Annotated in this window: 14 protein-coding genes and 5 tRNA genes; 8 read left to right on the top strand and 11 right to left on the bottom strand. The window is 71.7% G+C overall.

The genetic code is table 11. The features are described from left to right. Positions 1-85 precede the first annotated feature (85 nt). Together ACWD01_RS31985 and ACWD01_RS31980 are read left to right on the top strand one after the other, a co-directional pair. Positions 86-766, top strand: coding sequence for a class I SAM-dependent DNA methyltransferase (locus ACWD01_RS31985; protein WP_451166733.1), 681 nt, complete (start codon positions 86-88; stop codon positions 764-766). 139 nt (positions 767-905) lie between these two features. Further along, positions 906-1,844 carry an FAD-dependent oxidoreductase gene (locus ACWD01_RS31980; protein WP_451166731.1) on the top strand — a complete coding sequence of 313 codons (939 nt, stop codon included), beginning with the start codon at positions 906-908 and terminating at the stop codon, positions 1,842-1,844. A gap of 205 nt (positions 1,845-2,049) precedes the next feature. Here ACWD01_RS31980 and ACWD01_RS31975 read toward each other — a convergent pair. From ACWD01_RS31975 to ACWD01_RS31940, 8 genes are all read right to left on the bottom strand, one after another. Next, positions 2,050-2,122: transfer RNA gene (locus tag ACWD01_RS31975), tRNA-Lys, on the bottom strand. A gap of 160 nt (positions 2,123-2,282) precedes the next feature. Further along, positions 2,283-5,768, bottom strand: a complete 3,486-nt coding sequence (locus ACWD01_RS31970; protein WP_451166729.1) for a FlgD immunoglobulin-like domain containing protein — start codon at positions 5,766-5,768, stop codon at positions 2,283-2,285. A gap of 210 nt (positions 5,769-5,978) precedes the next feature. After that, a complete protein-coding gene (locus ACWD01_RS31965) occupies positions 5,979-6,281 on the bottom strand; it encodes a hypothetical protein (protein ID WP_451166727.1) in 303 nt (100 codons plus the stop codon). Positions 6,282-6,499: 218 nt separating this feature from the next. Then, on the bottom strand, positions 6,500-8,611 hold the full coding sequence (locus ACWD01_RS31960; RefSeq protein ID WP_451166725.1) for a DEAD/DEAH box helicase: 2,112 nt from the start codon (positions 8,609-8,611) through the stop codon (positions 6,500-6,502). Between the two features lie 286 nt (positions 8,612-8,897). After that, complete coding sequence (locus tag ACWD01_RS31955; protein ID WP_451166723.1) at positions 8,898-9,527, bottom strand: hypothetical protein; 630 nt, start codon at positions 9,525-9,527, stop codon at positions 8,898-8,900. Between the two features lie 104 nt (positions 9,528-9,631). Beyond that, on the bottom strand, positions 9,632-9,994 hold the full coding sequence (locus ACWD01_RS31950; RefSeq protein ID WP_451166722.1) for a fluoride efflux transporter FluC: 363 nt from the start codon (positions 9,992-9,994) through the stop codon (positions 9,632-9,634). Next, complete coding sequence (locus tag ACWD01_RS31945) at positions 9,991-10,494, bottom strand: fluoride efflux transporter FluC (protein ID WP_451166720.1); 504 nt, start codon at positions 10,492-10,494, stop codon at positions 9,991-9,993. Before ACWD01_RS31945 ends, ACWD01_RS31950 begins: the two co-directional genes overlap by 4 nt. After that, positions 10,491-10,841 carry a metallopeptidase family protein gene (locus ACWD01_RS31940; protein ID WP_451166719.1) on the bottom strand — a complete coding sequence of 117 codons (351 nt, stop codon included), beginning with the start codon at positions 10,839-10,841 and terminating at the stop codon, positions 10,491-10,493. The genes ACWD01_RS31945 and ACWD01_RS31940 overlap by 4 nt, the downstream gene beginning before the upstream one ends. A 74-nt stretch (positions 10,842-10,915) precedes the next feature. Here ACWD01_RS31940 and ACWD01_RS31935 point away from each other — a divergent pair, with 74 nt between their 5' ends. The 4 genes from ACWD01_RS31935 (at position 10,916) to ACWD01_RS31920 (ending at position 13,047) form a co-directional block, all read left to right on the top strand. Next, the gene (locus ACWD01_RS31935) at positions 10,916-12,529 is read left to right on the top strand and encodes a metallophosphoesterase family protein (RefSeq protein ID WP_451166717.1); all 1,614 of its coding nucleotides are present in this window, start codon (positions 10,916-10,918) and stop codon (positions 12,527-12,529) included. Positions 12,530-12,766: 237 nt separating this feature from the next. Next, a tRNA-Glu gene (locus tag ACWD01_RS31930) sits at positions 12,767-12,839 on the top strand. A gap of 37 nt (positions 12,840-12,876) precedes the next feature. Next, positions 12,877-12,951, top strand: a tRNA-Asp gene (locus ACWD01_RS31925). A gap of 22 nt (positions 12,952-12,973) precedes the next feature. Next, a tRNA-Phe gene (locus tag ACWD01_RS31920) sits at positions 12,974-13,047 on the top strand. A 350-nt stretch (positions 13,048-13,397) separates the two neighbouring features. Here ACWD01_RS31920 and ACWD01_RS31915 read toward each other — a convergent pair. The 3 genes from ACWD01_RS31915 to ACWD01_RS31905 all read right to left on the bottom strand — a co-directional run bounded on the left by ACWD01_RS31915 (position 13,398) and on the right by ACWD01_RS31905 (position 15,441). Continuing rightward, complete coding sequence (locus ACWD01_RS31915; RefSeq protein ID WP_451166716.1) at positions 13,398-14,225, bottom strand: cytochrome c biogenesis CcdA family protein; 828 nt, start codon at positions 14,223-14,225, stop codon at positions 13,398-13,400. Continuing rightward, positions 14,222-14,998: a DsbA family protein gene (locus ACWD01_RS31910; protein ID WP_451166714.1), complete on the bottom strand. Its 777-nt coding sequence runs from the start codon at positions 14,996-14,998 to the stop codon at positions 14,222-14,224. The genes ACWD01_RS31915 and ACWD01_RS31910 overlap by 4 nt, the downstream gene beginning before the upstream one ends. A 62-nt stretch (positions 14,999-15,060) precedes the next feature. Further along, complete coding sequence (locus ACWD01_RS31905; protein WP_451166713.1) at positions 15,061-15,441, bottom strand: hypothetical protein; 381 nt, start codon at positions 15,439-15,441, stop codon at positions 15,061-15,063. Between the two features lie 144 nt (positions 15,442-15,585). Here ACWD01_RS31905 and hrpA point away from each other — a divergent pair, with 144 nt between their 5' ends. Beyond that, on the top strand, positions 15,586-19,521 hold the full coding sequence (gene hrpA, locus ACWD01_RS31900; protein WP_451166711.1) for an ATP-dependent RNA helicase HrpA: 3,936 nt from the start codon (positions 15,586-15,588) through the stop codon (positions 19,519-19,521). A 94-nt stretch (positions 19,522-19,615) separates the two neighbouring features. Further along, positions 19,616-19,690 (top strand) — tRNA-Asp (locus tag ACWD01_RS31895). Positions 19,691-19,766: the final 76 nt, after the last annotated feature.

Here is a 19,766-nt window from a genome sequence, read left to right as displayed (position 1 = left end):
TCGCCCGATGCGCGAGACGCCTGACACCGGGAGCCCGCGACGGGATGATGGGGGCCTTCGGGATGACCTCGAGAAAGGTACGTTCGTGACCAACGGGATCGACGACGCGGAATACGAGAACCTGCGGGACGAACGCAGGGAGCAGGCAGAGGCCTTCGACGCCATCGGCGACCGCTACGACGAGGCCTTCCCCCACAAAGAGGGGCAGCTCGCCGCCGGCGAGTGGCTGATCCGCTCACTGCCCTCCGGGTCGCGGGTGCTGGACCTCGGCTGCGGTACGGGCGTACCGACCGCACGCCAACTTGTCGACGCCGGGCACGAGGTGGTGGGCGTGGACCTGTCGAGCGTCATGGTGGACCTGGCCAGGCAGAAGGTCCCCGAAGCGACCTTCCACGAGCTCGACCTCGCGGACCTGCAACCCGGCGGCCCCGTCGACCTGGGCCGCTTCGACGCGGTCGCGGCCTTCTTCTCCCTGCTCATGCTCCCGCGGGCCGAGATCCCCACGGCCCTGGGGACCATCCACCATGTGCTGAAGCCCGGCGGGCTGTTCGCGCTCTCGATGGTGGAGGCGGACGTCGACGACCGCCCGATCCCGTTCCTCGGAAACACCATCCGGGTCTCGGGCTACCTCCGCGAAGAGCTGCGCAAGGTCATCGAGACGGCGGGCTTCGAGATCCTCGAGGAGACCTCCTACACCTACGCCCCGGCCATCGCCGACGTACCGCCGGAGGAACAGATCTTCCTCTCCTGCCGCCGCCGCGACTGACCACCGACCTCCCCGAGCGAGCCCCGGTCCGGGGCTCGGCCGGGAGCCCGTTGAAGCACGGCGTACCGTGCTGATCGCCGAGGCCCATGTGGTGGGACAACCCGCCCCGCGCACCGGGCCCCGGTGCTGGAATAGCCCCATGGCCGACACACCGTCCCGCGCCGGTACGCCCGCCGCCCACGACACCGACCTGATCGTCATCGGCGGCGGCCCGGCCGGCTGCGCCGCCGCCCGCATGGCCGCGAGCGTCGGCATGCGCTCGGTCCTGATCGAGCCGGACGCCCTGTGTCGCAACCTGTACCGCATCCCGGCCCTCGACAACGTCCTCGGCGGGCACACCAGCGGCCCCGCTCTCGCCGACTCGATCACCACGGAGCTGAAGAGCACAGAGCTGTGCCGCCTCCAACTCGGCCGCCACGCAGTCGAACTGCACGCCGACGACGACCACGTCGCCATCACCCTGGACACCGGCACGCGCCTGACCGCCCCGCACGCCGTCGTCGCCACCGGTGTCGGTCCTCTCCAGCCACGAGACGTCGCCTGGATCACTGCCCCCAACGGCCTCACGCTGCCCCCGCTGTGGCAGGCCGACGCGGACGACGCCGAGGGCCGCACCCTCCTCGTCCTCGGCGGCGACCGCCCGATCGGCACCTTCCTGCGCGCCCACCCGGCCACCGGCACCCGCCTGCTCGTCGCGTACCCGGAAGCCGACGAGTACAAGATCGAGGAGATCCGCGACGACCCCCGCGTCACGCTCCTGCCCGTCGACCGCCTCACCCTGCGAGGCTCCGAAGGGACAGCGGCGACGGCGGAAGCGGTGACCCGGGACGGCGCGCGGCACCCGCTCACGGCGGACGCCGTCCACCTCAGCATCGGGAACGCGCCCACCGCCCCGGCCGGCGACCTCGTCCGAGGTACGGACGGCTACTGCCCGCCGACCGACCAGCACCCCCGCATCAGCGTCGCCGGCGATCTGCGCTCCGCCCGCTACCAGCGGATCATGACCGCACTGGGGTCGGGCAGTGAGGCAGCACTGCACGCCTACTACGTGGCGCGGGATCTGCCCGCCAGGCGCTGAGGAACACGGGAAGAGCGGAGGTCGCCGAAGCGGCCCCGGCCGGTGCTTCGTGCCCGTAGAGCCGCCCCCGTAGCGGCTGCTGCCGGACCGTCCGCTCACGCATCGCTTACGCAGGAGCCCGGGAACGACGAAGCGCCCCGACCGGATGGAGCCGATCGAGGCGCTGAGCAGCAGGTCGGAGGGGGCTTCCCCGCCCTGCCTTCGGTAGGCCGTGTGGGACTCGAACCCACAACCAACGGATTAAAAGTCCGCTGCTCTGCCAATTGAGCTAACGGCCCTCGGCACAACACCCCCGAGCATAGCGGCAGAGATCCCCGGAGCCGATCGGGTATCCCTTCCCGGCCGCGTCCCCGGCGCGTCCCCGCCGACACCCCCGCGTCCACGCGTCCCCGCCAATTCGGCGGGGACGCGTGGACGCGGCGGCCGGAGGTCGTGGCGTCAGCCCACGTAGTAGCCGGCGACGTCGGCGATGAGGTTCACCGAGCCGGCGTTGTTGTAGAAGCTGACCTTGCCGTTGACCACCGGGACGATCACCAGGTTCGGGGCCGTCTGGCCCGCCACCAGGTTCAGGTTCGACGCGCTCGTGCGCGTCGTCCCGTTCGGGTACACGGCCACGTAGGTCGTCGCCGTCGGCGAGGTACCCGTCACGTTCATGACCACGGCCGTGACCCCGGTCGCCGGGACACCGTTCTTCCCCGTCACCTGGAGGGTGACCGTCCGGCCCGCGCCGACCTTCGCCTTCGGCACGCCCAGGCCGATACGCGTGTCCATGAACCGCGTCGGCGTCAGCGGCCGGTAGGTCGAGCCGTCGGGGGCGGACGTGAAGTAGCCCGACACATCCGCGATCAGGTTCACCGAACCGGCGTAGTTGTAGAAGCTGACCCTCCCGTTGATCACGGGCACGACCACCAGGTTCGGCGCCGTCTGGCCCGCCACCACGTTCAGGTTCGACGCGCTCGTGCGCGTCGTCCCGTTCGGGTACACGGACACGTACGTCGTCGCCGTCGGACCCGTCGCGGTCACGTTCAGCACCACGGCCGTGACCCCGGTCGCGGGCACTCCGCCGCGGCCGGTCACCTGGAGTGTGACGGTCCGGCCCGCGCCGACCTTGGACTTGGGCACGCCGAGCCCGGTCCGCGTGTCCATCAGACGATTCGGCGTCACCGGCTCGTACGTCGAGCCCTCGTCCGACGCCGTGAAGAAGCCCGACACATCCGCGATCAGGTTCACGGTTCCGGCGTAGTTGTAGAAGCTGACCTTGCCGTTGACCACCGGCACGACCACCAGGTTGGGACGTGTCTCGCCGGTACGGACGTTCAGGTTCGACGCGCTCGTGCGCGTCGTCCCGCTCGGGTACACGGACACGTACGTCGTCGCCGTCGGACCCGTCGCGGTCACGTTCATGACCACCGCCGTCACGCCCGACGCGGGAACGCCGCCGGTGCCCGCCACCTGCAGGGTGACCGTCCTCCCGGCGCCGACCTTCGCCTTCGGCACACCGAGCCCGGTCCGCGTGTCCATCACGCGGTTGGGCTGCACCGGCTGGAACGTGCCGGTGACGGCCTTGGTCCCGCCGGTCACCCGGAACGTGCCGGTGGCGGTCGCCGCCGGCCCCGTGCCGTCCGCCGGGAGGGCCTTCAGGCTCCAGCTGTACGTACCGTCGACGACGGCCCTGCCGTCCGTTCCCCGGCCGTCCCAGGCCACCCGCACGGGGCCCCGGGTCCCTCCGCCGCCGACCGTGTGCACGGCGGTGTTCGCCTTGTCGTGCACCGTCAGCCGCCAGGAGGAAGCGGGCCGGGAGAGCTGCCAGTTCGCCGCCCAGCCCGCGCCGCCGGCCAGGTCGGCGCTCGTCGGGACACCGGCGGGAAACGCCGCCAGGCCGGAGACGGGGACACCGCTGGGGATGACGTGGCCCTGGAACTCGTCGTCGAGGTAGGCGATGCCGCCGCCGAAGCGGTCGACGGTCCAGGAGTACCGCATGGTGGCGCGTCCGCCGTTCCACCCCGGCCGCACACCCAGGTCGCGGGTCTCGGCCGTGCCGTCCTGGAACTCCGTCACCGCGAAGGTGTCGGAGACGGTCACGAAGTACCCGTCGCCCAGCAGGCCCCGGCCGTCGGGCAGCGTCACCTTGGTGCCGTTGTCCCGGTCGATCGCGCCCGACGACCTGAAGTACGGGCAGGACCAGGAGAGCCAGCGGCCCGCCGTCTGCAGTTCGACGGGGACGCAGCTCGCGCCGGTCTGGAGCGTGCCCGTCCGCGTGCCCGTCCGCAGGTCGGTCAGTTCGACCTCACCGGCCGTGCCCGTCGCGGTGTACAGGGTGCTGCCCCAGATCGCCGCCGCCGTACGCGGCTTGGTCAGGACGATCCCGGAACCGGCGGGCGCGTCGAAGTCGACGACGACCAGATTCCCGGCCAGGTCCGGCTGGCCGACGGAGACCGCGCCGCTCGCGAAGGCCGCGTACCGGCCGAAGGTGTCGACGATCTGCCCGGAGCCCTGGCCCGTGTTCACCCGCGCGACGCGGTCCGTGCCGCCACGGGCGACGAGTTCGGTGGTGGTCGTACCGTTCAGCGTCGTGCTGACCTCGTAGACGGAGCGCCCGTCACCGGAGGCGAACACCGACTCGCAGGCGACCGCGCCACAGCTCGTGGTCTCGTAGCGGCTGGTCTCACGGCCGAGCCACTCGGCCTTGCCGGCGGTGGTGGGGGACGTGAGCGGGGCGAGGTCCCGGCGGTAGAAGCCGGACGTGTCCCTGACGCCGTTCTCCTCCAGGGTCGTCACGGAGCCGCCGGCCACGGCGACCGCCCCGACCTCGGCCGTCATCGGCTCGATGTGGTGCAGCTTCCGCAGCAGCGGAGTGCCGTTCTCGACCGTGGCCCGGTGGACGAACCAGGCGTCGGACGACTCACCGCCGATCGTGACCGCGCCGCCGCCGGGGAACTGCTCGGTCTGCGCGCCCGCGTTCTCCAGCAGGACCTTGCGCTGCGTCCCGTCCGGGGAGAACGCGACGACGCCCCTGCCGAACGGGTCGGTCGTGCCGTCCTTCTCCGGCGCGATCAGCCAGTCGTCGCCGAGGAGGGCGAAGTGGTCGTGGTCGAGGTCCTCCGGCACGGCGACCGTCCGCTCGCCGCCGCCGAGGTCGGCGCGGCTGCGGATGTGGACGCTGCGGTCGCGGTGGTCCCACCAGGCGATCTGCCCGGGGTCCAGGACGGCGCGCGAGGAGGCCATGGCCGGGAAGGAGTCGAGCGCGCCGGTCGCCAGGTCGACCACGCCGAGCATGTCCGGCTGGTCGTACGGGTCGGGCGTGGTGCTGAAGGCGACCACGACGGACCGGGCGTCGCCGCCCAGCGGCCGGCCGTCCTTGAGGTCGCTGCCCGCGGGCCAGCCCTCGACCGGGGTGCGAACGGTCGAGCCGTCCTGCTGCGGGCGCAGCAGGTACCAGCCCGGCACCTGGCCCAGGTTGTCGCCCTCGTAGTCCTCGACCAGCACGCTGGAGCCGAAGACACCGGCCCTGACGTCGCCGCTCGGGACCTCGACACGGGTCACCGTGCCGGTGGCCATGTCCTTGAGGTCGACGCTTTCGCTCCTGGTGTCGTCGAAGGCGACGACGTCCGACCCCTCGCCGGCGGAGCCGAGAGCGCCGCTGCCGGGGCCCCGGCCCCCGCCGAGGCCGGTGAGTTCCGTGCTCTTCCCGGTCTCGTACGCCGTCCACACCGACGCGTCACCACTGACGCTGCTGTGGCGCTCGGAGCCGTGGAGATAGCCGGTGGGCCCGAGGCTGTAGATCTCCTCCTGGCGCGGCAGCTTGCGCGAGGTGGGCGTGAAGTCGACGTGGCCGGCGACGGATTCGGCGCTCGGCGCCGCGACGGCCGGGACGGCGAGCGGCCCGAGTCCGGCGACGAGAGTGAAGGTTGCCGTGACGCACACGGCAGGACGAATGGATGGGCGTCTGTGCACCCGGTTCCTCCCCTGGGGCGGAGCTGAAGGGGCGGAGTGCGGGTCGTCACCGACGGCGCTCTCCCGGCCAGATCCCCCCGGCCTCTCCCGCAGCACAAGTAGGCGGATCCTAGCAACAGGGCCCGTACGCCACCGAAGTGGTGTACGGGCCCTGGCGCTACGACGTGCGCGGCCGCCGGATCAGCCGGTGTAGTACCCGGCGACGTCGGCGATCAGGTTCACCGAGCCGGCGTTGTTGTAGAAGCTGACCTTGCCGTTGACCACGGGCACCATCACCAGGTTCGGGGCCGTCTGGCCGGTGACCAGGTTCAGGTTCGACGCGCTGGTGCGGGTCGTGCCGTTCGGGCACACGGCGACATACGTCGAAGCCGTCGGCGCGGTACCCGTCTCGTTCATGGCCACCGCAGTCACCCTCGCCGTCGGCACGCCGCCATTGCCCGTCACCCGAGACGACAAAGTGGCGTAGGAGAGCGCTGCGAGCACTCGGGTCCTCCCCCGGCTGTTGGAGACACAGGGGAGCAACGGTGAAGGTGATGCCAGATAAGTCCGAAAGCGGCCCCCCGGCCGCGCCCCCCGTGTAAGTGGGGTGACTTTAACAGCAGCCCCACAAACAACGGAAGACATTTTCGAACCCGTTCAACGCGTCAGGGCCCGTACGACACCGAGGTGTCGTACGGGCCCTGACCGGGATTCAGCGGACGTCAGCCGTTGCGCTTCCAGCGCGGCTTGTCGTCGCGGCGGCCGCCACCGAAGGAGCCGGAGCCGGCGGCGCCACCGCGGTGGTCGTCACGGCGGCCGTGGGGGCGGTCACCGGCGCCCGGGCGGAAGCCGCCCGAGGGACGGTCGTCGCGGCGGTCGCGGTTGAAGGGGCGGTCGCTGCCGCGGTGGCCGGCCGGACGGTCGTCGCGGCGGAAGCCGCCACGGTCGTTGTCACGGCGGTCGTCGCGACGGAAGCCACCGCCCGAGGGACGCTCGTCACGGCGCTCGAAGGAGCGGCCGCCACGGTCACCACCGCGGTCGTCACGACGCTCGAAGGAACGCCCACCGCGGTCACCGCCACGGTCGTTGTCACGGCGGTCGTCACGGCGGAAGCCACCGCCCGAGGGACGCTCGTCACGGCGCTCGAAGGAGCGGCCGCCACGGTCGCCACCACGGTCGTCACGGCGGAAGCCGCCACGGTCGTTGTCCCGGCGGTCGTCCCGGCGGAAGCCACCGCGGTCGTTGTCCCGGCGGAAGCCGCCCGAGGGACGGTCGTCGCGGCGGTCACGGCGGTCGAAGTTGCCGCGGTCGTCGCGGGACTCGCGGACCGGCTCGGCCTGGGCCGGCACCGCGGCGAGCTCGGCCTCGGCGGCCTCGGCCGCCTCGGCGATCGCGGCCTCCGGGTCCTCGCCGCGCTCACGCGCCGCGCGGGCCACCAGGCGGTCGGCCTCCTCGCGGAGCTCGGTCGCACGGCGCTGGACGCGCTCGAGCTGACGCGTCAGCTCGACGACCTCGCGCTCGGCCTGCTTGGCCGCGTTGTTCGCGGAGTCGGCCTGGACCTCGGTCAGCGAACGGGCGCCGGTGATCTCGGCGACCTCGGGGTCGAACGCGCCTGCCCCGCCGACGATGTGACGCGAGGCGTCGACGCCCGCGTCCTCCATCAGCCGGAAGATCTGGCGGCGCTGGTGCGGCAGCGAGAGCGAGACGACGACGCCGGACTTGCCGGCACGGGCCGTACGGCCCGAGCGGTGCAGGTAGTCCTTGTGGTCACCGGCCGGGTCCACGTTCAGGACCAGGTCGATGCCGTCGACGTGGATGCCGCGGGCGGCGACGTCGGTGGCGACCAGCGCGTTGACGTAGCCCTTCTTGAAGTCCTCGAGCACCCGGGTGCGCGCGCCCTGCGTCATACCGCCGTGCAGCGCGTCGGCCTTCACACCGGAGTCGCAGAGCTGCTCGGCGATGCGGTCGGCACCGAGCTGGGTGCGGACGAAGATGATCGTCCGGCCCTTGCGGGCGGCGATGGCGGCCGTGACCGGCGCCTTGTCCTTGGGCTTCACGACGAGCACGTGGTGGCTCATGGTCGTGACGTTGCCCTGGGCGCTGTCGACCTCGTGCGTGACCGGGTCGGTCAGGTAGCGCTTGACCAGCGTGCTGATCTCGTTCTCCATGGTGGCGGAGAAGAGCATCCGCTGGCCGCCGCCGGGGATCTGGTCGAGCAGCTCGGTGACCTCGGGCAGGAAGCCCAGGTCGGACATCTGGTCGGCCTCGTCGAGGACGGCGACCTGGACGTTCGCCAGGGAGCAGGCACCGCGGTTGATGATGTCGCGCAGTCGGCCCGGGGTGGCGACGAGGACGTCGACACCGCGCTCCAGCGCGTAGATCTGGTTGCCCATGGAGGTACCGCCGCAGACGACCTTCATCTTGAGGCCGAGCACGTCGCCGTAGGGCTGCAGGGCGTCCGCGACCTGCATCGCGAGCTCACGGGTCGGCGTGAGGATGATCGCGCGGGGCTTCTTCTTCTCGGTGTGGCCGCCGGCCAGCGAGGCCAGGGTCGGCAGACCGAAGGAGAGGGTCTTGCCGGAGCCGGTACGGCCACGGCCGAGGATGTCCTTGCCGGCCAGGGCGTCCGGGATGGTCGCGGCCTGGATCGGGAAGGGCGTGGTCACGCCGTTCTGGGCGAGCTTGCGTACGACGCCTTCGGGGAGACCGAGCTCCGTGAAGGTGATCTGGGGCTCCTCGGGGGCCTCGGGGGCCTCCACGACGGCCGCCTCAGCGGTCGTGACAATCTCGTCGTTGTCGGGCATGACGGAGTGATCAGTGCTGAAAGTGGACATGCGAAATGCGAAACCTTCCGGAGTCTCGGCACGCGCCCAAACTCCGTGATTTCGCAAATCGACCGCCTCTATGCGGTCAGCCACGGTTAGGGAGAGTACGCGCCACACGGCGCTCTTCTTTTCGGCGCCGGGCAATGGGATCAAACGATCTACCACCATACTCACCCTCCCCGGACGATGGCAAACCGCCTCCGAGTGAACCGGACCACACGGCCGCCACGGGACCACCACCGCACCGCCACCGCACCGCCCGCGCGCCCCGGCACGGCCCCCGCACAGCCCGCCGCTACGCCGCCGACGGCCGGCCGGCCCCGTCCGCCTCGCCCTCGTCCGCGTCGCCGCCCGCCCTGCCCGCGCCGTCCGCCGCGCCGGGCTGCGGTGAGGCGGCCGGCTCCGCCTGCGCCCCCGAGGGGTGGTCCACCTCCCGCATCGCGCCGATGTGGACCTCCGGCGCGGACGACGCGCTCGGCGGGTCCGAGGGCTCCGGCTCGGACGGCGGAGGGCTCTCCGCAGGCGGCTCCGGCGACTCCTCGGCCGGCGGCGGGGCGGACGACCGGGACGCGGAGGGGGACGCGCCGCCCGAGGGTGCGGCCGGCTCCGAGGCCGGCGGCTGCTGGCCGGGCCGCGTCGGCTCCGGCTCCGTGGACGCCGACCCGCTCGGGCTCGGCGACGCGCTCCCGCTCTTCGCGTCCTGGCCGGTGGAGTCACCGCCGGCGCCGCGCCGGCCGTGCCCGCCCGGCGGCACATGGCCGCCGTCCGGCTCGGCCACCGCCCCGTCACCGTCGGCGGACGTGCTCACCGCGGGCTTCCTGCTCTCGTCGTCACTCACGCTCATACAGCCGGCCGAGGCCAGGACCGCCAGTGACGCGGCGATCCAGACGGCCGTACGGCGGCCAGGGGCAGAGAACTGGCGCACGGGGCACCTCCGGGGCAGGGGACGCGGGTCGCACTGCCCAACTCCCGGCACCCCGCAGGGGACACGCCCGGGATCCCGGTACCCGAACGGGCGGGCCGCCCGTGTCACGCGGTGAGCGCCCGCGCCAACTCCAGCCCCAGGAAGACCGATCCCAGCCCCACCAGCAGCGAGGCCGCCACATTCGCCACGGCCAGGAACCGCCACCCCCGCTCGGCCAGACGCAGCGTCTCGTACGAGAACGTGGAGTACGTCGTCAGCGCCCCGCACAGCCCCGTGCCGAGCAGCGCGTACGTGCCCGAGGACACCGACGCCCCGGCGACGGCCCCGAGCACCAGGCTCCCCGCCGCGTTGACCACGAACGTCCCCCACGGGAACACCGAGTCGTGGCGGGCCTGCACCGCACGGTCCGTCAGATACCGCAGCGGGGCCCCGATCGCGGCGCCCACGACCACCATCAGCCAGTTCACCGCGGCGCCACCCGCTTCACCAGCGCCCTGGCCGCCGACGCCGCCAGCCACACCGCCCCCACGGCCCCGGCGACCGTGCCGCCCGCGTACGCCAGCGCGGTGCCCGCCTCCTCCCGCTCCAGCAGCTCCGAGAAGTCGAGCGCGAAGGTCGAGAAGGTCGTGAACCCGCCCAGCACGCCCACGCCGAGGAACGGCCGCAGCAGCGGCGGGGCCGCACGGCCGCCCTCGCTGACGCACACCATCAGCACGCCGATGAGCCCGCAGCCGAGGACGTTCACCCAGAACACCGCCCACGGAAAGGCGCCCTCGGGCGCCGGCCACAGCAGGGACGCGCCGTACCGGGCGGCCGCGCCCACCGCGCCGCCCGCCGAGATCGCGGCGAGCACCGGCCACTTGTGCGCGCCGGCGGTCTCCGCCCGCTGGGCGGGCACATGGAGGTCGACGTCCGGGTCGATCGCCTCCGCGTCGCCGCCGGAGCCGGCCGCCGGACCGGAGGTCACCCGTAGCCCAGTTCGTGCAACCGGTCGTCGTCGATGCCGAAGTGGTGGGCGATCTCGTGCACCACGGTGATCTCGGTCTCGGCGACGACGTCCTCGCGGTTCTCGCACATCCGCAGCGTCGGCCCGCGGTAGATCGTGATGCGGTCGGGCAGCACGCCCGCGTACCACTCGCCGCGGTCCGTCAGCGGAGTCCCCTCGTAGAGCCCGAGCAGATCGGGGTCGTCCGCGGCGGGCTCGTCCTCCACGAACACCGCGACGTTGTCCATCAGCCGCGTCAGTTCGGGCGGGATCCTGTCCAGGGCCTCGGAGACCAGTTCCTCGAACTCCTCGCGCGTCATCTCCAGCACCCGGCCATTGTCACGTACGCCGTGCGAGTGGTCGCCCCGGCATGGCCGCCCGTTCGCGCGGGCATACGGGACGAATGGCCCGCGAAGCCCCGCAACCGCCCCGCTCGCTCACGTCACCGTCCCCGATCCGCGCCGCACTCGCCCGTCTCGGGCGCCGTATGCCCCGGCGCGGCCGCTCCCCGCGCGCCGGAAGCGCGCCCCTGGCGCGCACTCCGCGGCCGTGGCTCCGGGCGCTCGGCCTGACCACCGTCGTGATCGTCGGAGCGTGGCTCGGACTGCTCGTCGTCGGCAACGTCCGTACGCCCGTCGGCCCCATGGACACGACGATGACGCTGCGCCCGGATCTCACCGGCGGAACGAAGATCAACGTGTCACCGCTGGGCGCGCTGGAGCTCGACTCGCACACCGCGCCGGTACGTCTCGACGTCGACGTCGACCGCCTCGACCCGGTCCGCTCCCAGCTCCTGGTCGAGCACCCGGAACTGATCTCCGGCCTCGAGGAGGAGATCAACCGCGACGTCCGGAACGGCACCACCGAGCTGGCCGTGCGCTCCTGCGTCGCCGTCGTCTCCGGCGCGACCGCGCTGGGCCTCGCCGTCTACCGCCGCCCCCGCCGGGCCCTCGCCGCGGGCGGCCTCGCGCTCGCCCTGCTGGCCGCGTCCGGCATCAGCGCGTACGCCACCTGGAACCCGAAGTCCGTCCTGGAGCCGAGGTTCTCCGGGCTGCTGACCTCCGCGCCGTCCGTCGTCGGCAACGCCCGCTCGATCGTCACCGAATTCAGCGTCTACCAGGAAGAATTGGCGCGGCTCGTCACCAACGTCACCAAGCTGTACGAGGCGACGTCCACCCTCCCCGCCTACCGGCCCGACCCGGGCACGATGCGGGTGCTGCACGTCTCCGACATCCACCTCAACCCGGCGGCGTGGCACATCATCGCCTCGCTCGTCGAGCAGTACGACATCGACGTGATCATCGACTCCGGCGACACGATGGACCACGGCTCTGCCGCCGAGAACGGCTTCCTGGACCCGATCTCCGACCTCGGCGCGCCCTACGTCTGGGTACGCGGCAACCACGACTCCGCCGTCACGCAGGAGTACCTGCGGCGTCTGAAGAACGTCCACGTCCTCGACGAGGGCAGGGCCGTGACCGTGGGCGGACTGCGCATCGCAGGCAGCGGCGACCCCCAGTTCACCCCCGACCGCTCGGTCGTCGCCCTGGGCGACCCGGCCGAACGGATGACGGGCATCCGCCTCGCCTCTGCCCTGCGCGACCAGGAACGCGCCAGCACGCCCGTCGACATCGCCGTCGCGCACAACCCGGTCGCCGCCCGCGAGACCGACGGCACGGTCCCCCTCGTCCTGGCCGGCCACGTCCACCGGCGCCACACCGAGATCCTCAAGCACGGCACCCGCCTGAAGATCGAGGGCTCCACGGGCGGCGGCGGCCTGCGGGCGGTCCAGAACGAGAAGCCGGAGAAGGTCCGGGCCTCCGTCCTCTACCTGGACCGGGACACCCGCCGGATGCAGGCGTGGGACGAGATCACCCTGGGCGGCCTCGGGCTGACCACGGCGGAGGTCAGCCGCCATCTGGCCGAGGACCCCGAACCGGACCCCTCGCCGTCGGGCAGCCCGTCCGGGACACCGCCCCCGGCCACCCCCAGCCCCTCACCGGCGCCCACGCCGTGAATACCTCGCGAACCTCGCCGAGGAGGTCCGCCCTCTGAGCACGGTGCACCTGTTTCAGTTTGGTCGCGGCCCAAATGCCGTAGTACAGTCTCGTCGTGCCCAAGGGCAGCGGTCAGGGCTTGACCGTCCCGAACCCCGCAAGGGGCCAGGGAGAAGCGGAACCTCTCGGGGGAAAGCGGAGTCACATGCTTCTCACGTCCCCCGGGAATGCCGGAGAAGTAGCGGTACCGGTTACTCGCCCTCATCGTCTAGTGGCCCAGGACGCCGCCCTTTCAAGGCGGTAGCACGGGTTCGAATCCCGTTGGGGGCACGCAACACCGTGTGCGAGACTAGTCCCGCACAAGCTTGGTCCTGTGGAGCAGTTTGGAGTGCTCGCCACCCTGTCAAGGTGGAGGCCGCGGGTTCAAATCCCGTCAGGACCGCTGAGGCTCGGAAGAGTCTCGTGGCTGGGTAGCTCAGTTGGTACGAGCGATCGCCTGAAAAGCGATAGGTCGCCGGTTCGACCCCGGCCCCAGCCACACCCCGAAGGCCCCGGCTCCTCCGAGCCGGGGCCTTCGACGCGCCCTGGCCTGCCGGAGGGCTTGAGCTTGCCGGTCTTGTCGGGGCTCCGCCCCGAACCCCGCGCCTCAAACTCCCCCTACGGCCTGGCGGCCGTGGGAGGGGGTACCTCCGACGCCGCCAGGCGTAGGGGGAGTGCCCCCAGCGAGGCTGGATGGGCCCGGCCCGGGCTTGCCGCGCAGCGGCATTCCCAGCCCGGCCGGCGTTTGAGGCCACCGCGCGGAGCGCGGTACCGGTCCGGGCGGAGCCCGGTTGCGGGAAGGGGCGGGTAGGGGAGCAGGCCCGCCGCAGGCGCCACCCGCACCCGCCCTCACACCCGGTCCCGCCTCCGCCCCCACCCCCGCGCCGCCAGCCCCGCGCCCACCCCCGCCACCACAAGCCCCAGCAGCACCCAGTCCGGCACCGCCGCCCCCACCCCCGACACCCATTCCTCGACCGCGAACGAGTCGTCGACCGACAGCAGGCCCGGCAGGGCCGTCGTCCCGTCGAAGGCGAGGAAAACCGCGCCGAGGACGATGAAGAACAGCCCCGACAGCAGCGACGTCGTGTGCAGTTCGAAACGCCCCACCCGCAGCGCCCGCCCGCGCAGCCACCCCCGGCGACCCAGATCGAAGCGTTCCCACAGCAGGGCCAGCACGAAGAGGGGCACCGCCATGCCCAGGGCGTAGACCGCCATGAGCAGACCGCCGTAGACGGGGCTGCCGCTCACCGCCGCCACGGTCAGCACGCTGCCCAGGATCGGGCCGGCGCAGAAGCCGGCCAGCCCGTAGACCAGGCCGAGGGCGTACACGGACATCGCCGTCGTCGGCCGGATACGGCCGGTGACCGAGGCGATACGGCGCGAGGCGAAGCCCATGCCGAGGATCTGCGCGACGCCGAGCGCGACGATCAGCCAACCGCCCACGGCGATCAGCAGGTCACGGTGGCCGTAGAACAGCCGCCCGGCGAACGACCCCGCCGCGCCGAGCGGCACGAGCGTGGTCGCCAGGCCCGCGTAGAAGACCCCGGTGCGGGCCAGCAGCCTGCCCGCCGAGTCGATGGAGTACGCGAAGAAGGCGGGGAGGAGCAGCGCGCTGCACGGGCTGACCAGCGCGAGCAGGCCGCCGAGGAGGGCGGCCAGATAGCCGATGTCGCTCACCGCCCGGCCTCGCCCGCGGCCTTCTTCGCCGCCTCGATCGCCTCGGTGAACGTCCTGGTCGGCTGCGCGCCGGCAACGGGCCGCCCGTTGATCAGGAAGGACGGCGTGGACGTGGCGCCGAGCCCGTACGCCTCTTCCTGGTCCCTTTTCACGGCCGCACGGGCGGCCTCGCTGTCCAGGTCGCGGGTGAAACGGTCGAGGTCGGCGACGCCCGCCTCGCCGGCCAGGGCCCGCAGCCGGTCCTTGCCGAAGCCCTTCTCCTTGGCGCCCTCCGCGTACGCGGCCGCGTGGAATTCCCAGAAGCGGTCCTGCTGCCCCGCCGCCCACGCGGCACGCGCCGCGGACTCCGACTCCTCCCCGAAGATCGGGAAGTTGCGCCACTCGATCCGCAGGGTGCCGTCCTCGACGTACTTCTTCACCAGTTCGGGCTCGGTGTCACGGGCGAACTTGCCGCAGTAGCCGCAGCGGAAGTCGGCGTACTCGATCATCACGACGGGCGCGTCGGTACGGCCCTGCGCCAGCTTGTCGTCGCCGTCGCGGCGGGCGAGCTTCTCGAGCGCGGGGTACGCGCCGCCCTGCGGGTCGGCGGCGGAGGCGCCGGACGGGGACGAGGCCGCGGACGAGGAGCCGGCGGACGGCGACGCGTCCGGCTTGGTCGCCGTGTACGAGGCGTAGCCGAGCAGCAGCGCCGCGGCGACGACGCCCGTGCCGATGACGAGGGGCTTGCGCGAAGGGCGCGAGGGACGCGAGGTGCGAGCGGTGGAAGAAGACAAGGTGGTGCTCCTGAGCGAAGGTCTGGCGGATCCGAGCTGGTGAGAGGGCTGGGGCCGTCGGCCTAGACGCGCAGGACGGAGAGCTCGACCGGGGAGGGCGGCGCCGGCGGCGGCACGGGCAGCGGCGACACGTCGAGAAACGCCTGACCCGGCGCCGCCGGGGAGACGGGCCCGCCCGCCCGGTGCAGCGCGGGCAGCAGCTCGTACGCGGAGGAGCCGCGCGGCGGCGTCCCGGGACGCACGCCGCCGTCGTCGGCGTCGCTGCTCGGACCGCAGCCCGGGGACTGCACCGGGCCGGCGGCCGCGGAGGCAACCGTGAGCGCGGGACCGGACGTCGCTGCCGCCGCCGTGCTCACGCCGCCTCCGAGAAGCGCTCCCACCAGGCCCAGCAGCAGGCTCGCCGTCACCACAAGGCGGTGCCGGCTGTCGCGGCGGATCAGCATGGACGCGCTGTCCCTTCGGAGTTCGGGGCGCACAGGTGGGGCGGTGGACTGGACCGGACGGGGGAGGATCGCTCCATACTGCACCAGCTCGCGGGCGAAATGGGTTCGCCAGTGGTTTCCCGGGGGTGCGATCCTGGAGTCCGTATGTCTACTTCCCTCGCCGAGATCCAGACCCTGCTGACCGGGGCGTCGCTGCGGGACGCCCACCGGCTCGGCCGCCGTCTCGAAGGCGCCCGTCGCATCCGTAAGCCCGAGGCACGGCAGGCCGTGCTCGACGAGATCGCCGCGGAGGCGGAGAAGTCCGCGGCCCGAATCGCCCGGCGCGCCGGCCGCGTGCCCGAGATCACGTACCCGGAACAGCTGCCCGTCAGCCAGAAGAAGGACGTGATCCTGGAGGCGATACGGGACCACCAGGTGGTGATCGTCGCGGGCGAGACGGGGTCGGGCAAGACGACCCAGATCCCGAAGATCTGCCTGGAGCTCGGCCGGGGCGTGCGCGGCATGATCGGCCACACCCAGCCCCGCCGGATCGCCGCCCGCACGGTCGCGGAGCGGGTCGCGGAGGAGCTGGACACCCCGCTCGGCGAGGCGGTCGGCTGGAAGGTCCGTTTCACCGACCAGGTGGGCGGCGACACCTTCGTCAAGCTGATGACGGACGGCATCCTGCTCGCCGAGCTCCAGACGGACCGCGAGCTGCGCGCCTACGACACGATCATCATCGACGAGGCGCACGAGCGGTCCCTGAACATCGACTTCCTGCTCGGCTATCTCGCCCAGCTGCTGCCGAAGCGCCCCGACCTCAAGGTCGTGATCACCTCGGCGACGATCGACCCCGAGCGTTTCTCCCGGCACTTCGGCGACGCCCCGATCGTCGAGGTCAGCGGCCGTACGTACCCGGTCGAGGTGCGGTACCGGCCGCTGCTGGAGGACGACGCCGACGACAGCGACCGTGACCAGATCACCGCGATCACGGACGCCGTCGAGGAGCTGATGGGCGAGGGGAAGGGCGACATCCTCGTCTTCCTCTCCGGTGAGCGCGAGATCCGCGACACGGCGGACGCGCTCAACAAGAAGCAGTACAGATTCACCGAGGTACTGCCGCTGTACGCGCGCCTGTCGCACGCCGAGCAGCACCGGGTGTTCCAGCAGCACACCGGCCGCCGGATCGTGCTGGCGACGAACGTCGCGGAGACGTCGCTGACCGTCCCCGGCATCAAGTACGTGATCGACCCGGGCACCGCCCGTATCTCCCGCTACAGCCACCGCACCAAGGTGCAGCGGCTGCCGATCGAGCCGGTCAGCCAGGCCAGCGCCAACCAGCGCAAGGGCCGTTGCGGCCGTACGTCGGACGGCATCTGCATCCGGCTGTACTCGGAGGACGACTTCAACTCCCGTCCCGAGTTCACGGACGCGGAGATCCTGCGGACGAACCTGGCGTCGGTCATCCTGCAGATGACCGCGGCCGGCCTCGGCGACATCGAGAAGTTCCCCTTCATCGACCCGCCGGACCACCGCAACATCCGCGACGGTGTGCAGCTCCTCCAGGAGCTCGGCGCGTTCGACCCCGCGCAGAAGGACCCGCGCAAGAAGCTCACGGAGATGGGCCGCAAGCTCTCGCAGCTGCCGGTCGACCCGCGGCTGGCGCGCATGGTTCTGGAGGCCGACAAGAACGGCTGTGTCCGCGAGGTCATGGTGATCGCGGCCGCCCTCTCCATCCAGGACCCGCGCGAGCGCCCGGCGGAGAAGCAGGCGCAGGCGGACCAGCAGCACGCCCGCTTCAAGGACGAGACGTCCGACTTCCTGGCGTACCTCAACCTGTGGCGCTACGTCCGCGAACAGCAGAAGGAGCGCGGCTCCTCGAGCTTCCGCCGGATGTGCAAGCAGGAGTATCTGAACTTCCTGCGCATCCGCGAGTGGCAGGACATCTACTCGCAGCTGCGCACAGTGGCGAAGCAGATGGGGATCCACCTGAACGAGGACGACGCGCCCGAGCAGTCGGTGCACGTATCGCTCCTCGCCGGCCTGCTGTCGCACGTCGGGATGAAGGACGTGAAGGAGGGCGCGAAGAACGAGTACGTGGGCGCCCGCAACGCCAAGTTCGCGATCTTCCCCGGCTCCGCCCTCTTCAAGAAGCCCCCGCGGTTCGTGATGTCCGCCGAGCTGGTGGAGACGTCTCGGCTGTGGGCCCGGGTCAACGCGCGGATCGAACCGGAGTGGATCGAACCGCTCGCGCAGCATTTGCTGAAGCGTACGTACAGCGAGCCGCACTGGGAGAAGGACGCGGCGGCGGTGATGGCGTACGAGAAGGTGACGCTGTACGGCGTGCCGATCATCGCCCAGCGCAAGGTCAACTACGGGCGGATCGACCCGGAGGTCTCGCGCGACCTCTTCATCCGCAACGCGCTGGTCGAAGGCGACTGGCGCACGCACCACAAGTTCTTCGCGGACAACCGCAGGCTGCTGACCGAGGTCGAGGAGCTGGAGCACCGGGCCCGCCGGCGGGACATCCTCGTCGACGACGAGACGCTGTTCGACTTCTACGACCAGCGGGTGCCCGAACACGTCGTGTCGGGCGCGCACTTCGACTCGTGGTGGAAGCACAAGCAACGTGAGCAGCCGGAACTCCTCGACTTCGAGCGCGAGATGCTCATCAACGAGAAGGCCGGCGAGGTCACCAAGGACGACTACCCGGACTCCTGGCGGCAGGGCCGGCTGAAGTTCCGGGTGACGTACCAGTTCGAGCCGGGCGCGGACGCGGACGGCGTCACCGTCCACATCCCGCTCCAGGTGCTGAACCAGGTCACGGACGAGGGTTTCGACTGGCAGATCCCGGGCCTGCGGGAGGAGGTGGTCACCGAGCTGATCCGTTCCCTGCCGAAGCCGGTCCGCCGCCACTACGTCCCCGCGCCGAACTACGCGAAGGCGTTCCTGGAGAGAGCCGTGCCGCTCCAGGAGCCGCTGCCGGTCACCCTGGCGCGCGAGCTCCAGCGGATGGTCGGCGTGCCCGTCTCTGCGGACGACTTCGACCTCTCCCGCGTACCCGACCACCTGAAGATCACCTTCCGGATCGTCGACGAGCGGCGCAAGAAGCTCGCGGAGGACAAGGACCTGGAGGCGCTGCGGCTCCAGCTGAAGCCGAAGGCCCGTCAGGCGCTCTCCAAGGCCGCCGCGGCGGCCACGGGGGGCCCGGCGGGCTCCGGGGAGTCCCTGGAGCGCACCGGCCTCACCGACTGGACGATCGGCACGCTGACGAAGGTCTTCGAGACCCGGCGGGCCGGCCAGCCGGTCAAGGCGTTCCCCGCCCTGGTCGACGAGGGCTCCTCCGTCTCCGTACGGCTCTTCGACACCGAGGCGGAGCAGGCGCAGGCCATGTGGCGGGGCACCCGCCGCCTGATCATGCTCAACATCCCGGTGAGTCCGGCGAAGTTCGCGTCCGACAAGTTGACGAACCAGCAGAAGCTGGCGCTGTCCCGCAATCCGCACGGTTCGATCCAGGCGCTCTTCGAGGACTGCGCCATGGCCTCGGCCGACCGGCTGATCGCGGAGCACGGCGGCCCGGCGTGGGACGAGGAGTCGTTCCGGAAGCTGTTCGACAAGGTCCGCGCCGACCTCGTCGACCTCACCGTGCGCACGATCGACCAGGTGCAGCAGATCCTGGCGGCCTGGCAGGCCTGTGAGCGCCGTCTGAAGGCCACGAACAGCCTGGTCCTGATCAACAACGTCCAGGACGTGCGCGAGCAGCTGGCGGCCCTCGTGCCCGCCGGCTTCGTGACCCGCACGGGGCTGCGCAGGCTGCCGGACCTGATGCGCTACCTGATCGCGGTGGACCGCCGCCTCCAGCAGATGCCGACGGCCGTCCAGCGCGACACGACGCGCATGGAGAAGGTCCACGAGATGCAGGACGAGTACGCCTGGCTGCTCGAACAGATGCCGCAGGGGCGGCCCGTGCCGCAGGCGGTACTGGACATCCGCTGGATGATCGAGGAGCTGCGGGTGAGCTACTTCGCGCACGCGCTGGGCACGGCGTATCCGGTGTCCGACAAGCGGATCGTGAAGGCGATCGACGCGGCGGCGCCGTGACGGGCCCGTCGCCGGGAGTGAGTTCGACCTGATGGTCGCACCTGCTGTACAGTCGTCCACGCAGCCAAGGGAGCAGTAACCGGCTGCGAAACCTGGTCCTGTGGAGCAGTTTGGAGTGCTCGCCACCCTGTCAAGGTGGAGGCCGCGGGTTCAAATCCCGTCAGGACCGCTTGAAGTACCGAAGGCCCGCACCGTGTTGGTGCGGGCCTTCGTCGTGCAGGGCCGCAGGAGGCCGCGCCCGCGGC

It is taken from the genome of Streptomyces sp. NPDC002835 (assembly GCF_053591995.1).
The sequence above is the reverse complement of the archived record's forward strand: the minus strand, read 5'-3'. Positions and strand labels throughout refer to the sequence as shown.

Bases quoted from the DNA above. Each gene is read 5' to 3' on its own strand.
- ACWD01_RS31935 (WP_451166717.1), top strand. From the start codon at position 10,916: ATGGCCCGCGAAGCCCCGCAACCGCCCCGCTCGCTCACGTCACCGTCC.
- hrpA (WP_451166711.1), top strand. From the start codon at position 15,586: ATGTCTACTTCCCTCGCCGAGATCCAGACCCTGCTGACCGGGGCGTCG.
- ACWD01_RS31905 (WP_451166713.1), bottom strand. From the start codon at position 15,441: ATGCTGATCCGCCGCGACAGCCGGCACCGCCTTGTGGTGACGGCGAGC.
- ACWD01_RS31960 (WP_451166725.1), bottom strand. From the start codon at position 8,611: ATGTCCACTTTCAGCACTGATCACTCCGTCATGCCCGACAACGACGAG.
- ACWD01_RS31980 (WP_451166731.1), top strand. From the start codon at position 906: ATGGCCGACACACCGTCCCGCGCCGGTACGCCCGCCGCCCACGACACC.